This window comes from Mucilaginibacter sp. P4_C11 (assembly GCF_056402115.1).
This window is the reverse complement of record NZ_JBFUIA010000003.1, coordinates 158,708-174,574: the sequence shown is the minus strand read 5'-3', so window position 1 is coordinate 174,574 and position 15,867 is coordinate 158,708. Positions and strand designations below refer to the sequence as shown.

Here is a 15,867-nt window from a genome sequence, read left to right as displayed (position 1 = left end):
AAAATGCAGGGGGAGAGATGTGCATATTTCAGATTGTGCCCGATGTAATATTTATTGGGTAGAGGCTATGCGGTTTAAAATCTTCAAATGAAAACCATTCCCCTATTGCATTTTCAAATTTTCAAATCCTCGAATTTTCAAATTCTCTTCAATCATGTTGATATTCAGCCAAATGTTAACAAATAAATCACATCATCTTTACGTTTATATGAAACGTTATCGCTTATTTTTATAGACCTATAAAATGGGTCAGTTAAAATTTACTAAAAACAATTTTTATGACCTGGAGAAAATTTAGCGGTGAGGTGATCCAAACACCCATCATGGAGGAGGTTGAAAAGGCGATTGAACGCGAAGCCGCCCTCGGCAACAAGCTCAAAGTATGTATCGGAACAGATTCGCAGGTAAAAGGTAGTGTAACTGATTTTGCTACGGTTATCGTGTTTTTACGCGAGAAACGTGGCGCATTCATGTTTATCCACCAGGAACGGACCTCGCAAAAAATGACCATTAAGGAAAGGATGCTGAGCGAGGTACAGAAATCAATTGACATTGCCTATAAGCTTTGCGACCTGCTTGACCTGTATGATGTGGAACTGGAAGTACATGCCGACATTAACACCAACCCAATGTTTAAATCAAATGCAGCACTGCACGAAGCAATGGGGTACATTTTGAGCATGGGGTTTGTATTTAAAGCCAAGCCCGAAGCTTTCGCAAGCTCATACTGCGCCAATAAAATAGTGCAGTAAAAGCCTTGAAGTAAACGGCGTGGTATTTATATTTGGTCTTTTACCACAAGACCGAACAAACTATGTCGCCACTAATTGAAATTAACGATCCGGCCCTTGCCGGCCCGAACACTATACTTATCGACGCCCGCGCCGGTAAAGATACCCGTGACCGCTACCTAGTCGGTCACCTTAAAAACGCTGCCTACGTTGACCTGGATCGCGATTTAGCAGCCCACGTTACCGACGCCGCCCAAGGCGGACGTCATCCTTTACCTCCAATTGAAGATTTTGCCGCCCTTTTGGGCCGTTTAGGTATTACACCCGCAAGCCATGTGGTAGTTTATGACGATAAATCTGCAGCTTTTGGCGGCGCCCGCTTTTGGTGGATGCTGAAGGCAATTGGTCACGATAATGTACAGGTATTGAACGGAGGCCTGCAGGCTGCCAAAGATGCCGGCATTGAATTAAGTGCCGAAGAATTTATCCCAACCCCGGTTGATGCTTACCCGGTACCGGCAACCTATACCGGCACCGTGGCCATTGGCGAAGTAGCCATTGCCGCCCATGATGCAAACCGGATTGTGATAGATGTACGCGAAACCCCACGCTATTTAGGCCAAACCGAACCTTTAGATTTGATTGCCGGCCATATACCAGGCGCATTTAACCTTCCTTATGTTACTAACCTGGGTGCCGATGGTAAATATCTGGATGCTGATGCATTGCGCAAAGTTTATGATGACGCCATTGGTGATGTTGCCCACCAGGAGATTATAGTTCACTGTGGATCAGGGGTTACGGCTTGCCATACCTTGCTGGGTATGGAGTACGCCGGCATTACCGGGCCGCAATTATATGTAGGGTCGTGGAGTGAATGGTCCAGGCGTAAATTGCCAATTGGTACAACTACGAGATAAAAATGTATATTTGCAACAATATTGTACTTTATAGTTGATTGTGAAAACATACGTTTTAAAAACCGAACAAAGGATCCCGATTGGTTTAGATGAGGCCTGGGATTTTTTTTCCTCGCCCTTAAACCTGGCTAAAATTACTCCGCCCGATATGAGCTTTGTGGTAACATCCGATTATACTGCCGATACCAAAATGTATCCTGGTATGATCATTACCTACAAAATTTCGCCGGTGGCAGGTATCAAAATGAACTGGATGACCGAGATTACCCAGGTTGCTGATAAACAGTATTTTGTTGACGAACAGCGCTTTGGACCATATGCTTTGTGGCATCACCAACATCATTTTAAAGCCATTGAAGGCGGCGTGCAAATGAATGATATTTTGCACTATGCCATACCATATGGCTTTATAGGCACTATCGCAAATAAGGTTTTTGTAAGTAAGGAAGTGAACAAGATTTTTGCCTATCGCGAGAAGGCGATCGAAAAACTTTTTGGCGTTTATAAAGGATAACAAAAGCCGGCCGTTAATGCGGGTTTTTGTTATCCTTTGTATCACTTCCCCGATGGCTGTGTCCCAACGCCATCTTCCCTCATCTCATACCATGTGGACAGCGGTATGTGAGAACACATACCACGGAAGAAGGTCATGATCCTTTTATAATTATTACCAGATAAACAACGGTACCAGCCAAATTGGCGAGATGTAATAAGGGTCGTAGTAGGGTTCGTAGTATTCGATAGTTTCTTCTTCAACAACGGTAGTGGTGGTAGTGCCGCCGCCGTAATTGTTGTTATTGTTATTCTGTTTTTGCTCTTCCTCCATCAGTTTAATCATCAGCTCCGATCCCTGGTTTATCATATCTACCATGGCATCTTCGCCAACATCTTCGGGCTTTATGGCGGTGTTGCAAATTTCTTCTATTTCGCCCCAGGCGGTGTCGGCCATTAAATCATTTTGCCAGCCCGATACGCTGGTATCAAACCTGTTTTCGTTGATGAACGACATAAACACAATTTCGGCCGGATCGGCCTTTTTAAACATCGCTACGGCAATGCGCAAATCATCAAAACGCTCATTGTCGGTAAAGTTGAACCAGTCATCGTCGGTATCAAAGTCGAAATAGCTGCTAAAGGCAAATTCGCCTTTTTCCAGGTCGACAAACGAAAAAACGTCATAAACTTTCAGGTATTCGCTATAGCGCTTCATGAAGGTGTCAAATACGCCGCGGCCTTTTGAGCTCAGCTTATAAACCGAGCCCGAGCTGATGATGTAGCCATTGGCAACAAGCTCCTGAAACAGCGGCTGCAGTAAGGCATCGTCGCCATAAGCACTGCTGCTAAACTGGTGGTTGCCATTTATCATTTCGTTTAAAACGATAATTGCTTTAAACGTTTTTTTATTATCGTCAGATAAAAGGGTATTTTTTCTTAATTGGATAGCCATATCTATTATTGGTAATGTAAGCCCCCTCTAAATCTTCCGCGGTAGGGGAGACTTCAGGATTGCCCGGAATTCAAGCTAATTAAAATGTAAAACTAATTTGAAAAATGAGATTATCGCCTGCGGCCAAAACCACCACGGCTACGACCGAACCCGGATCTGCTGCCCGAACTTCTGCCGCTGCCAAAGCTGCTGCCCGAACTGCTGCTGCCGAAACCGCCACTCCTTACCCTGCTGCCCGAGCTGCGGTTGCTGAATGATCTTTGCGACCTGGTTGGCTGGCTCAAACTGCTCCGGTTGCTGCTCCTCGACGACATGTACGACGAGGTAGTTGGCCTGAACGTAGTATAGGTACGCGTGCGGGTATAATAATGCGGATAATAGCCGTAATGGTACATCGGTACATAGTAGCTGTGCGGGCGCAAAAAGTAGCTTAATATCAAAAAGTCGGTTAAGCCAAATGACGAGTGATAATAGTTGTTATACCCCACGTAAGTTGGGTTACCCTGGATATCGAGGTTGGCGGTATTATTATTGCCGGTAGGCTGAATATTAACACTGGCCACCGTTACCGATTGCGAATTGCTAACATCGTCAATAATGTTCAGCTTGTTGTTATCGGCTTCCTGTACCTTCAGGTAATCAATGTTGCCGTCCTTATCCAGGTCAAGGTTGTTGATCTGGTTGGCGGGGTTGTTAATGGCTTTTTCAAGGGTTTGCGGGTCGGTACTGTTTTTTACAAACTGGGCAAGCTTATTTACGTCAAAACCGGCAGTGGTATTGTTTTCGATAGTGACATTGTTTTGCTGCGGCGGGTTTTGGCTGCATGCCGAAAGACTAACCACTAAACCTGTAAGCGCTATGAATATTTTTTTCATGATGATTTTATGAGTTGTTTGCCGGCATGGCGGTTTTTGGTTTGGGTTACGCCGGCTGGCTTTTTTTGTATTTGTTTTTTATTTAGATGCGAGATGTAATACGATGTTACAAATTTTTTTGAATAGCGTCAAGAATTAAGTGTCGGGATTAAAGGCTATGGTAACACCTAATGATAAAATTTACGAATTATAAAGGGGAAATGACGTTGGAAAATAAAAGACTGTCAATACTGAATTGTAAAATTTCAAGAAACTTTAAAGGTAGAATGATATACTAAAGAGCGTTGTCATGCTGAGCCCCGTCGAAGCATAGCGGGCAAAGGCCTCTCCGCGCGACCCTTCGACAGGCTCAGGGTGACAGGCCTGCGCACCTCGAAAGTACAACATGTCATGAGTAGGCACGAAGGATCTATTCGCAGACTTTTCTATCGGTGATGTACAACTGATAGATCCTTCGTGCCTCTGGACTTCCTATGCCCTGCAGCCGCACAAGCCCACCATTGTTTTTGCCGTTTTCGCCCGAAGCTCCCACTGCTGACACTTTGAGTAAAACGAGATACTTTCGATAAAACAAAGAAATAGCGCGTCGCATAGAGGGGCAAAAGAAACAAAAAACGATCTCCACCCTCTTTCCGGCGCAGCTGAAGAGAGGGTGGTCGGGCGTAGCCTCGACCGGGTGAGTCTTCGCCGGCGTTCAAAGCCAATGTTAAGGTAAAACCAACTACTCCATCGGGTAACACCACCCGCTTCCCCCTCCACCAATTTGCCATTCCATCAAATATTAACTATTTTACCAACGCAGTTACCTATGGTTGCACCTTAAAAAACATTGCCTGTGTTAAAATATTACCGCCTTATTGCTACCTTATTCCTGTTATTTACGGGGCCGGCATTTGCCCAGGTAACCGATTTTAACAGCATTCCTAAAAGCAATTCAGACAAGCTGTTGAAAAACGGCCAACCTGCCGATCTCGGCCACAGCCATTTTCCTTTACTCAGGGAATACCGGGATATGCACATTTTTACCATCAACGATTCTGTTTTTGGCGCGGTGCCCTTCCGATTATTTATCCCCCAAACGTATGACCCATCGGTGGCAACGCCGCTGGTTTTATTGCTGCACGGCGCTGTCGGTGCATCTCATTTTAGCGATGCCATGGGACAACACAAAGCCACCGAGGCCGACGACGACCCTTTTATTGGCAAATTGTGTAAAACAGGCAACATCATTATTATGCCCTATGGCGATGAAACCAAAAAGTTTAGCTGGGTGGTTAATAAATGGAGACCCAATGACAATCTCACTTTTAAAACACTGCTCAATATCATCAATGAAGTTAAACGATCTGTAAATGTCGACGATGACAAGGTTTTTGCAATGGGCCATTCTGATGGATCCGATGGGGCGTTTGCGTTAGATGTGTATAATCCCTCGCCGTTTGCGGGCTTTTTGTGCTATAATTCTATGTTGACCAACCTGGCGGCTGATGACATTTATTTACGAAACACCGTCAACAAGCCGCTGTATGCCGTCCACTCCGATAAAGACGATTTGCGCCCCATCGAGCAGGCCCGGGTGATTATCAAACTATTGGATTCATTAAAAACCAATGTAAAATATAAAGAGTACTATGGCTACCAGCACTTCGATAAACATTTAGACCTCGATTACCCCAACGCCCTCAAATTCATCGACAGCACCCGCCGTAATCCTTACGCTAAAACTATATTCTGGGAAACTGGCAGCCATTTATATAGCAGCTGCAATTGGTTGGTTATCAATAACTGGGATCTGGCTTTAAATGCCGCGCCCTGGCATAAACCATACAATACTGGCAGTTATTATAAAAACAACAAAACATGGAAGAACTACCCTTACTATAGTATAAACCCCAGCGCTGCCATACAAGCCAGGTATAACAACAACGTATTTGAAATTTCCACCTCGCGGGTAACAGCTTTTGAAGTTTTAATAAGCCCGCAAATGGTTGATATCAACAACGAAGTAAAAATAATAGTAAACGGAAAAACAGCCTTTGCCGGCAAGGTAAAGGCTGATGATAATTTTTTCAAAAAGCAATTTGCTAAAACACACGACAGGAAAGCGGTTTGGATTGACGCAGTGCCGGTGAACGTTGCGAATTAGCTGTTTTTTCCCACGATCTGTGTCCTCACAGATCGCCGCTCTTTTCCCTCGTTGGTTGTTTCCATAGATTTCGACTGTTAAAAAAACGAGGGAAACGCGCTATTCCTTTCCTCGGGAAGGGAAGGTAGGGGTTAATTGAACTATGCAGGTAATTTCAACAAGGTGCGGTTAGGGAACATCACGCTCCTAAGCCCGTTGCTTTTTCCGACAACCATTAAACTTTGGATATTTTTAATTAAACAAAAACCTGTTCTGATTGATAATAATAATCACTAAATTTCGATGTCTGATTGTTAAAACGTAATTTTGCCTAAACCTTACACAATTCAAATGATATCCCGTAAATTATTGCTCCTGCTGCTTTTATTAGTTAACATTCAAGTGTTTGCGCAGGTTCCGGTAATCAATTCTTTTAGCCCTGCAAGCGGCCCCGTTGCAACGGCTGTTACTATTACCGGCACTGGCTATAATGTCACCCCAGGCAATAACATGGTGTTTTTTGGCGGGGTAAAGGCTACTATTATCTCGGCAACGGCTACCACCTTAAAAACCAGCGTTCCTGCAGGTTCGCAAAATTTGCCCATTACGGTTATTAACCTCGGCACAGGGTTGCAGGTAAATTCGGCAAGGCCGTTTTACACTACCTTTGTGGAAAACGGCACCAACGTTTTCAAAAAAGAGTCATTTTCTTCGGCTTCATTTCATGACGACAACGGTGGTTTTAGGGTTTGGCTTAACCTTGCCGATGTAGATAATGATGGCAAAACAGACCTGGTTATTGTAAACTCTTATAATCAAACCATCAATATTTATCGTAATACAGCTGTAAGCGGTACGCTAAATGCGGCATCATTAACACTGGCTGCTACTTTTAATGTAACCCCGGATTACTTGGCTTATAATCCCCAGGCCGTAAAACTGGCCGATTTGGATGGCGACGGCAAACTGGACATTATTGTACCTTATCTTGACCAGGGCAAAGTGGGTATTTATAAAAACAATACAACGCCTGGCGTTATATCGCGCACGTCGTTTGGTAACGAAATTCAGCTAAACGTTGGTTCGTCCGTTACGTGGGTATCAATTGCGGACCTGGATAACAACGGCAAACCCGAGATAATCACCGCCAATCACACGGCCGGCACCATATCGATACTCAAAAACATTGGCACAAAAGGCAATCTAAGTAGTAGTTCGTTTGCTGTTAACCAGGACATATCGGTTGGACAATTGGGAAGCGCTCCTAACTCGGTAGAAACTGGTGATATAGACGGCGACGGTAAAGCGGATGTACTGGTTGGTAATATTTACGGCTTTTACATTTTACGCAATACATCAACAAGTGGCGTTTTTTCATTTACCGGAACACAAACTACCATCAATGGCTCTGCTTGCAACGCATACCTTACAGATATGGACGGCGATGGTAAATACGACGTGGTGCTAAACGCGTACGAGCAACATGATGTGTACGTTTTTCGAAACACCACGGCGACGGCAGGCGCCATTGGGTTTGCTCCCGCAGTTGTATTAACAACTTCGGCCCCCATTGCGTATTTACAATTTGGGGACTTGAATGGCGACACCCACCCCGAAATTATAACCACACCATACGGCGGCAACTGTACGGTATTCAGAAACCTCAATAAAAGCGGGAGTATAACTACTGCTGCATTTGGTACCGAAATAGATTTGGGCTTTGGCAGCCCCGACTGGTCATCGACAGCAGTTGGCGATATAGATGGCGATGGTAAACCCGATGTGGTGACAGAAGATGGCTACAGCACCGTTACACTGCTGCACAATAATATTGCGGGGCTACCACAAATTACCGGTTTTACACCAACAAGCGCAGGCCCCGGCGAAACCGTTACCATAACAGGTAAAAACTTTAGCGGTGCCAATAAGGTTACCTTTGGTAGCAAACCCGCAACTACAATAGCTGTACAATCGGCAACAAGCATAACGGCTGTTTTGGATAGAGGGACAACCGGCTACATAGCGGTTACCAATAACGAGGGCAGGGACTCTATCCCCGGCTTTACTTACAATGGGCCACCGCCACCCGTTATTACATCATTTACCCCCAAATCGGGTGATATTGGCGATGTTATTTACATAACAGGAACAAATTTCATCAGCAGCCAGCCAATCATAAAAATTGGGGGTGTGTATCCGAGGCTAATTCAGTCCGAATCGGCCACAAGCATCACCGTTGTTATTGATACGGGAGCAACAGGTGCCATTACCGTAAGTAATATCGACGGTACGGCATCGCTTAACGGCTTTACCTTTACCCCTAAACCGCAAATATTTTCATTGGATAATTCGGGTGCCAAAGGCGAAACCGTTACCATTAAGGGTAAATACCTGGGTGGTACAAGTTCTGTAACGCTCGGCGGCGTGCCGGTGGCATCATTTACAGTGGTATCACCCGGTATGGTTAAGTTTGTGGTAGGCGACGGAGAAACCGGCGACTTAGTGCTTAAAACAAAATACGGGCAAGCAGTAGCCGGTTTTTTTTATAAAGTGGCTCCGGTAACTTTAAATTCGGCAACACCAATGGCCGCACCAGCGGGTGCTACCATTCAAATAACGGGTGCTAACTTTAGTGTGTTACCTCAAAATAATTTTGTTTTTTTTGGCACAGTACATGGGGTGGTAACAAAAGCTACACCAACCACGCTTTATGTTACTGTGCCCTACGGCGCTTTATATGCGCCTGTTTCTGTAACAGTCAGGGGCTATACACGGTCAACCAGCAAGCCTTTTGTATTAACCTTTGCGGGCGGTGGTATCATTAATACCACAACATTTGGTGCACGGATGGATATGTTTGCGGGCAATTACGTAAATGAGCTTAGCGTTACAGATATTGACAACGATGGCTTGCCGGACTTAATACTAACCGATTGGGGCGATAGCAATATTGGAACACGCAAAAACCAAAGTAAAAAGGGTGTATTTAAGTTTCAGTACGATGATGTGCGTTTGAGTTATTACGGCTCGGATGAGGGTGGCCCTGTTGACGGTGTGGTGATAGACTTAAACAATGACGGCTTTATGGACTATGAAACCAAAACCGATTATGGCTACCTGCCACAGCTTATCAACTCAAATGGATCATATTTTTTTGAGAGTGCCTACGGTACCGGATACGGATACGGTTATGGTAAAAATACTAACATGGTTGTGGGCGACATGAACGGCAGTGGCCAACCGGTGGTTATGTTAAACGGGCCGGTAAGCGGAAAAGCCTATGTAGCTGATATAGATGGCGATAATAAACCCGATTTTATTGTAGGCACTGCAAATTCGGTGTCCATATTTCGTAACACCACGCCTGCCGGCGCAAGGGATGCCACCTATGCCCCGGTGGTTACCCTGGCGCTAAATGCGCTTGCAAAAAATCTGGCAATAGGCGATTTTGACGGCGATGGCAAAGCAGATATCATCGCTTTAAGTATGGCACCGTATACCACTGCCGGAGCCTTAGTGGCTTACAGAAATAAGAGCACCGTTGGTAATATTGCTTTTAGCCAGGACCTGACTATCCCCGTTGAACAGGATGCCTACCTGGGCTCGTCCTGCACGGTGGGTGATGTGGATGGCGATGGTAAAGTTGAGCTTATTTACTCAAGCAAGGGTAAAACTTCGGTATTTAAAAATACTGGAACGGTCGGAACAATAGCATTTGCCCCTAAAGTTGATTATATAGCAGATGGCAGTGTGTCTTTGACCGTTGCTGATTTTGATGGGGACGGACAACCAGATATTGCCGGTTTGGGAAACAGCGGACGATACCATGTGTTTATATTACGTAATCTTACGGGTACGCTTCCTGTTACGGATATTAAGCCGGCATACGGCCCGATTGGCACAACAATCACCATCAGCGGATCGGGTTTCGCAGCGGCTAAGAGCGTAAGCCTGGGCGGTTACAACTTAAAAAATTTCACTGTAGTATCACCTACTACCATTACCGCCGTAGTTGATTCCACGGTATCAGGCTACGTAAGTATTACAACGACAGGCAACACGGCCACCTCTTTAACCAAATATTTTACTGCTGATGCCCCGATAATTACCCCGGCCGATACAGTAGCTATTTTTGCCGGTGATAGTGTGAAGCTTTCATCTGCCAATAAGCCTGGCTTTTATACTGATGTTAGTTACGACGGTCCCACCAGCGGATATTTTCTTTCGCAATACCAGTGGTCAAAAGATGGTGCCGATATTTCAGATGTTACGGCTTCGTATTATACCGCACATCAACCCGGTGTGTATATACTTTATTTACCGTTGATATCTTCGGGCCGTATTGCATCAAAACCGGTTGTAGTAAAAGTGATAGACAAACTACCCGCGAATAATTTCCTGGTATCTGTTACAAATGCCTCCTGCAAAGGTTCGTCAACAGGGGCAATCAATATAAAGGCGAGGTATACCGTGAACTACACCGCTGTTGTATCCGGCAGCGGATATAATTTTACTTATCCATTTACCGGACAGCTGGCGGTAAATAACCTCCCGGCGGGCAAATATAACCTGTGTATAACAGTTGACGCGCATCCTGCAATGCAGCAATGCCTTACCCTTGTTATAACCGAACCTAAAGACATATCGCTTTACTCGGTTGTTAGCAATGACAGCAAAAATGTAACACTGGCTATGAGTGGCGGCAATACTTATAACATTCAGCTAAATGGTGTTTTACATACTACTACTGATAGTACAATAACGCTGCCGCTTACAGCCGGGCGTAACAGCCTGTTAGTAACAACCGATAAGCCTTGCCAGGGTGTTATTGACAAAACAATAACTGCTGCCGATCAGGTTTTACTTTATCCCAACCCGGTTGATAACACTTTATACATCGCCTTAGGAAATCAACCCGTATTAAAAGTCACTGTTGAAATATATTCGGCGATGGGACGGATAGTTTATAAACGGCTATTCAATAATCCTGGTAACACTTTACAGCTGGATGTGTCATCAATTGGTGCAACCGGCACCTATGTGCTCAAATTAATGACAGATAATTCCCCGCAAAAAGTTTTAAGCATAATTAAGCGATGAGAAGGTACATATTGATATTGTTTGTGGCGGTAATGTTTTGCGGATGCAGCAAAAAGAACAGTAATGACGTTAAAACACAGTCAACCGATCCCGGAAAAAGTATACTTCTTTTCCCAAGTCAAAATTCGGCATGTACTACCGCTGCAGCAACATCGACTACCCAAAGCGATGTCACTTTTACGTGGCAGGCGGCGGCCAATACTGACAGCTATGATATAACAACCAAAAACTTACTTACAGGCGCAGTAAGTACGCAAACCATAACTACAGCACAGGTAACAATTACTCTTGCCCGCAGTACACCGTACGCCTGGTTTGTGGTTTCAAAATCATCCAAAAGTAAAACCACCGCGCAAAGCGACACGTGGAAATTTTATAATCCCGGGCCGGGAGCCATACACTATGCCCCATTCCAGGCGGATGGGCTGGCTCCTGAACAATCACAAAATGTAGCTGCAGTTAACGGTAAAGTTGACCTGAGCTGGAAAGGTAGCGATCCTGATAATGATATCGCTGGTTATGATATTTACTTCGGTACCAGCAGCACGGCACCGGCTTTAGCAAAAAGCGATGTGAAAGATATGTTTTTAAAAGGTAATACAGTTGCTTCCGGCACCACCTACTACTGGAAAATAGTGACCAAAGATGCACAGGGCAATACGTCTGATACAGGTATTTATCAGTTCACCGTTAAATAGAAACGATATATCTTTTCTTAAGCAATGATGATAGAGCAATAAAATTTAAATCCATCGCTTGGGCAGAAGTGTTGCGCAACCGGCGATCTGTTATTCAAGACCGCATAATATTCTGTCCCCGCAGGGTCTCTCCAATGCTATTAAGTTAAGCGTTTTTTCGCGCAAAGACGCAGAGCCGCAAAGTGATTTGCTTATTTTTTCTTAGCGTCTTGGCGTCTTTGCGCGAAACTGAAATTTTTATATTTGCCTTAACTTAATAGCATTGGAGAGACCCTGAGGGGACATTAAGTGGACAGCTCGAATCCATCCCAATGCACAATCGTTTTAGCAACCCCAATCTCCCGCAATAGGGATGGAAATGGATACCGGCCCTGCGCCTAACGCCCTGTGCGCGTATGAATGCACAGCCCGGGCCGCAGGCATTGCCATGAAGTAGAGTCAAGAGCTAAGAATCAAGAATTAAGACAAAGAAGAAGAGTCAAGAGTCAAGACAAACGATATTCTGTTTTTATGGCTGATGCTGGTTAAATAATAGGGGGTGCCGAAGTGACTTGTATTATTTCCGTCCCCGCGGGGTCTCTCGTAGAGGACCCAGCGGTTGTACAAAGCCAGTCGTAATCCCAAAATCGCGTTTATGCGAGATGATCGTGTACCTCAGGGTCCTCTACCGAGAGACCCTGAGGGGACAGCAGATGATCGGAATACCTACAAGAGCCCCCTTTTCCGTCCCCGCGGGGTCTCTCCAATGCTATTAAGTTAAGGGATTGACAGGTTGCTCCATCGGAGCAAAACATTTGTAGCACTTGTAATTCAACATTTTTGCGTGCAGTAGGTACGCTTCATAAGTTCCGTACCTACGGCACGGAGCATTATTTTTCTATTTTTTCTACAAATGTTATACCCCTACGGGGTTAAATAGCTTAACTTAATAGCATTGGAGAGACCCTGAGGGGACAGCAAATGATCGGAATACCTAAAAGCGCCTCCCTTTTCTTCATTTCGGTTACAACACCCTCCGTTTTGGTTATGATCTGGCTGTTGGGATGCGGCACCTTTGTATCACACAAAAGGAAGCAAATATGAAAACTATTTTGATTACCGGCGCATCGGCCGGATTAGGCAAAGCAACCGCTAAATTATTTCAGGCTAAGGGCTGGACGGTGATTGCTACCATGCGTACACCAGAAAAAGAAACCGAACTTAAACAACTGAGCAACATTACTTTGCTGCCACTGGATATCACCAATAGCAAACAGGTGCAGCAAACAGTAAAGGCCGCACTGGCCTTGGGCGATATTGACGTTGTATTTAATAATGCGGGGTACGGTTTAATAGGCCCTGTTGAATGGCATACCGAAGAACAGATCAGGGCGCAGTTTGATACGAATTTCTTCGGTACGCTTTCCATGATCCGCGCATTTATCCCTTATTTTCGTGAGCAAAAAAAAGGCTTGTTTATCAATACCACCTCACTCTGTGGCCTCACCTCCAACCCGCAATCAGCGATATATAACGCTTCTAAATGGGCTTTGCAGGGTTTGGCCGAAAGCCTGTCTTACGACCTGGCCCAGTTCAATATTGGCATCAAGAATGTAGCCCCGGGCGGCATAAAAAGCGATTTTACGAAAGCTATGCAGGTAACCGAAGACAAAGCCTATGAAGCCACCATGGCTAAAATGATGGAAGGCTTTAACGATGGCACCCTGATGGAATTTACCGAGGCGGAACAAATTGCCGAAGTGGTTTACCAGGATGCTACCGATGAAAAAGATCAGCTCACTTACCCGGCCGGAAACGACGCTGTACGCCTTTACGCCAAACGCCTGGCCGAGGGGCCTGAAGCCTACCGCATCAATCTGACAAAATACCTTAACTTGCAAAGCCCATACCAGCAAGCATGAAAAACGGAATAAAACAACCGGTTGTCTTCAATTCTATCTCGGAGCTGCACCGGGCATTAGGCCTGCCCAAACCCTTGCACCCGCTGATTAGCCTCGTGGACTATAGTAACATCACAGCAGATACTGCCGACCTGGAAAAAGGGATGCTATTCAATTTTTATAAAATTTCTTACAAAAAGAATTTTAGCGGCAAGGTAAAATACGGGCAAAGCCATTATGATTTTGATGAGGGCGGCTTATCTTTTATTTCGCCTAACCAGGTGATTACAGCCCTGGAGGGAGAGGCGGATTATGGTGGTTATACCTTACTGATACACCCGGATTTTATCAGGGCTTATCCATTAGGAAAAAGCATCAAAAACTACGGCTTCTTTTCTTATGCGATAACTGAAGCGCTATACCTGTCGGACAAAGAAAAGCAGGTAATTACCGGGTTATTCAAAAACATCCAAATGGAATTGGATTCGGCTATTGACCAGATCAGCCAGGATGTGTTGGTATCACAGGTGGAGTTACTGCTGAACTATAGCAAGCGCTATTATAACCGGCAATTCATTACCCGGAAAACGGCCAGCAGCGACTTGCTGGTTCGGTTTGAGAACCTACTTGCCGATTATTTTGACACCGGTAAGCCATTAACCAATGGCCTGCCAGCGGTCGATGACCTGGCCGCAGCGCTCAATGTATCGGCCCATTATTTGAGCGATATGCTCCGTACGCTTACCGGGCAAAACACGCAACAGCATATTCATGCCAGGTTAATTGAAAAAGCTAAGGAACTTTTAAGTGCAAGTGATTTATCAGTTGCGGAGGTGGCTTATCAATTAGGCTTTGAACATCCGCAATCTTTTAACCGCTTGTTCAAAACCAAAACAAAAACATCACCGCTTGATTTCAGGCAATCTTTAAATTAAAAGATCATCAATGAAGAACACAGAACTTGAGCAAATTGCTCATCAATTTATAGCGGCAGCCAACCGGTTTGACACCCAGGCTGTATTAGACCTTTTTGCTGCGGACGCAGTGATTGAAGATGTTTCGGTAGGGGAAAGATTTGAGCATACACCAGGCATCAAAAAATACTTTGTGACATTCTTTATTGGCTATCATACAACTACCCAACTGTTGTCAATGCAACATACCGGGCCAGGTAATATCGTGGCTAAAGTAGATTTTACCGGCGATTTTGGTCATGAAACCGGTGGCCTGGATATCCGCATTAACGGAGCAGGGCTGATTGAACATATCAACGCCTACCTGGATTAGTCAAATCAACATTAAATCAAAATTCAATGAGCGATATCAAAATGAGTGAAGTGATTGAAAGATCAAAAGAAATAAGAACACGTTACCATGAGGTGGAAGTAACTCCCGTCCCCGCGGGGTCTCTCGTAGAGGACCCAGCGGTTGTACAAAGTTAGTCGTAATTCCAAAGCCGCGTTTATGCGAGGGGATTGGGTACCTCAGGGTCCTCTACGAGAGACCCTGAGGGGACAGAAGGATTTGTTTACCAATACCTTGATGCCGCATCGCCAGGGGTATCCTCCGTCCCCGCGGGGTCTCTCGTAGAGGACCCAGCGGTTGTACAAAGTTAGTCGTAATTCCAAAGCCGCGTTTATGCGAGATGATTGGGTACCTCAGGGTCCTCTCGAGAGACCCTGAGGGGACAGAAGGATTTGTTTACCAATACCTTGATGCCGCATCGCCAGGGGTATCCGCCGTCCCGCGGGGTCTCTCGTAGAGGACCCGGCGGTTGTACAAAGTTAGTCGTAATTCCAAAGCCGCGTTTATGCGAGGGGATTGGGTACCTCAGGGTCCTCTCGAGAGACCCTGAGGGGACATTAAGTGGACAGCTCGAATCCATCCCAATGCACAATCGTTTTAGCAACCCCTAATGCCCCGCAATAGGGATGGAAATGGATACCGGCCCGGTGCCTAACGCCCTGTGCGCGTATGAATGCACAGCCCGGGCCGCAGGCATTGCCATGAAGAAGAGTCAAGAGCTAAGAATCAAGAATTAAGACAAAGAAGAAGAGTCAAGAGTCAAGAATCAAGACAAACGATATTCTG

11 protein-coding genes are annotated in these 15,867 nt (G+C 45.2%); 9 read left to right on the top strand and 2 right to left on the bottom strand.

All coding sequences use genetic code 11. The annotated features are described in order from the left end of the window. Positions 1-278 precede the first annotated feature (278 nt). From AC1DU2_RS03955 to AC1DU2_RS03945, 3 genes are all read left to right on the top strand, one after another. On the top strand, positions 279-752 hold the full coding sequence (locus AC1DU2_RS03955; protein WP_090652302.1) for a ribonuclease H-like YkuK family protein: 474 nt from the start codon (positions 279-281) through the stop codon (positions 750-752). A gap of 62 nt (positions 753-814) precedes the next feature. Continuing rightward, complete coding sequence (locus tag AC1DU2_RS03950) at positions 815-1,651, top strand: sulfurtransferase (protein ID WP_477382896.1); 837 nt, start codon at positions 815-817, stop codon at positions 1,649-1,651. Between the two features lie 40 nt (positions 1,652-1,691). Next, positions 1,692-2,165, top strand: coding sequence for an SRPBCC family protein (locus AC1DU2_RS03945; protein WP_477360572.1), 474 nt, complete (start codon positions 1,692-1,694; stop codon positions 2,163-2,165). Positions 2,166-2,318: 153 nt separating this feature from the next. Here AC1DU2_RS03945 and AC1DU2_RS03940 read toward each other — a convergent pair whose 3' ends face one another. Both AC1DU2_RS03940 and AC1DU2_RS03935 read right to left on the bottom strand, forming a co-directional pair. Continuing rightward, positions 2,319-3,098 carry a hypothetical protein gene (locus tag AC1DU2_RS03940; RefSeq protein WP_477382895.1) on the bottom strand — a complete coding sequence of 260 codons (780 nt, stop codon included), beginning with the start codon at positions 3,096-3,098 and terminating at the stop codon, positions 2,319-2,321. Between the two features lie 110 nt (positions 3,099-3,208). After that, positions 3,209-3,973 (bottom strand): putative periplasmic lipoprotein, encoded by a 765-nt coding sequence (locus AC1DU2_RS03935; RefSeq protein ID WP_477382893.1) that lies wholly within the window; start codon positions 3,971-3,973, stop codon positions 3,209-3,211. Between the two features lie 835 nt (positions 3,974-4,808). Between AC1DU2_RS03935 and AC1DU2_RS03930 the strand changes: the two genes are divergently transcribed. From AC1DU2_RS03930 to AC1DU2_RS03905, 6 genes are all read left to right on the top strand, one after another. After that, entirely contained in the window at positions 4,809-6,119 is a 1,311-nt protein-coding gene (locus tag AC1DU2_RS03930; RefSeq protein ID WP_477382891.1) for a hypothetical protein, read from the top strand. A gap of 330 nt (positions 6,120-6,449) precedes the next feature. Further along, on the top strand, positions 6,450-11,198 hold the full coding sequence (locus AC1DU2_RS03925; RefSeq protein WP_477382889.1) for an FG-GAP-like repeat-containing protein: 4,749 nt from the start codon (positions 6,450-6,452) through the stop codon (positions 11,196-11,198). Then, on the top strand, positions 11,195-11,896 hold the full coding sequence (locus tag AC1DU2_RS03920; protein WP_477382887.1) for a hypothetical protein: 702 nt from the start codon (positions 11,195-11,197) through the stop codon (positions 11,894-11,896). Before AC1DU2_RS03925 ends, AC1DU2_RS03920 begins: the two co-directional genes overlap by 4 nt. A gap of 1,079 nt (positions 11,897-12,975) precedes the next feature. After that, positions 12,976-13,797, top strand: a complete 822-nt coding sequence (locus tag AC1DU2_RS03915) for an SDR family oxidoreductase (RefSeq protein WP_477382885.1) — start codon at positions 12,976-12,978, stop codon at positions 13,795-13,797. After that, positions 13,794-14,711 (top strand): helix-turn-helix domain-containing protein, encoded by a 918-nt coding sequence (locus tag AC1DU2_RS03910; protein ID WP_477382884.1) that lies wholly within the window; start codon positions 13,794-13,796, stop codon positions 14,709-14,711. Before AC1DU2_RS03915 ends, AC1DU2_RS03910 begins: the two co-directional genes overlap by 4 nt. Positions 14,712-14,721: 10 nt before the next feature. Next, positions 14,722-15,063, top strand: a complete 342-nt coding sequence (locus tag AC1DU2_RS03905) for a nuclear transport factor 2 family protein (protein ID WP_477382883.1) — start codon at positions 14,722-14,724, stop codon at positions 15,061-15,063. Positions 15,064-15,867 lie beyond the last annotated feature (804 nt).

Bases quoted from the DNA above. Each gene is read 5' to 3' on its own strand.
- AC1DU2_RS03955 (WP_090652302.1), top strand. From the start codon at position 279: ATGACCTGGAGAAAATTTAGCGGTGAGGTGATCCAAACACCCATCATG.
- AC1DU2_RS03950 (WP_477382896.1), top strand. From the start codon at position 815: ATGTCGCCACTAATTGAAATTAACGATCCGGCCCTTGCCGGCCCGAAC.
- AC1DU2_RS03940 (WP_477382895.1), bottom strand. From the start codon at position 3,098: ATGGCTATCCAATTAAGAAAAAATACCCTTTTATCTGACGATAATAAA.
- AC1DU2_RS03935 (WP_477382893.1), bottom strand. From the start codon at position 3,973: ATGAAAAAAATATTCATAGCGCTTACAGGTTTAGTGGTTAGTCTTTCG.
- AC1DU2_RS03925 (WP_477382889.1), top strand. From the start codon at position 6,450: ATGATATCCCGTAAATTATTGCTCCTGCTGCTTTTATTAGTTAACATT.
- AC1DU2_RS03920 (WP_477382887.1), top strand. From the start codon at position 11,195: ATGAGAAGGTACATATTGATATTGTTTGTGGCGGTAATGTTTTGCGGA.
- AC1DU2_RS03915 (WP_477382885.1), top strand. From the start codon at position 12,976: ATGAAAACTATTTTGATTACCGGCGCATCGGCCGGATTAGGCAAAGCA.
- AC1DU2_RS03910 (WP_477382884.1), top strand. From the start codon at position 13,794: ATGAAAAACGGAATAAAACAACCGGTTGTCTTCAATTCTATCTCGGAG.
- AC1DU2_RS03905 (WP_477382883.1), top strand. From the start codon at position 14,722: ATGAAGAACACAGAACTTGAGCAAATTGCTCATCAATTTATAGCGGCA.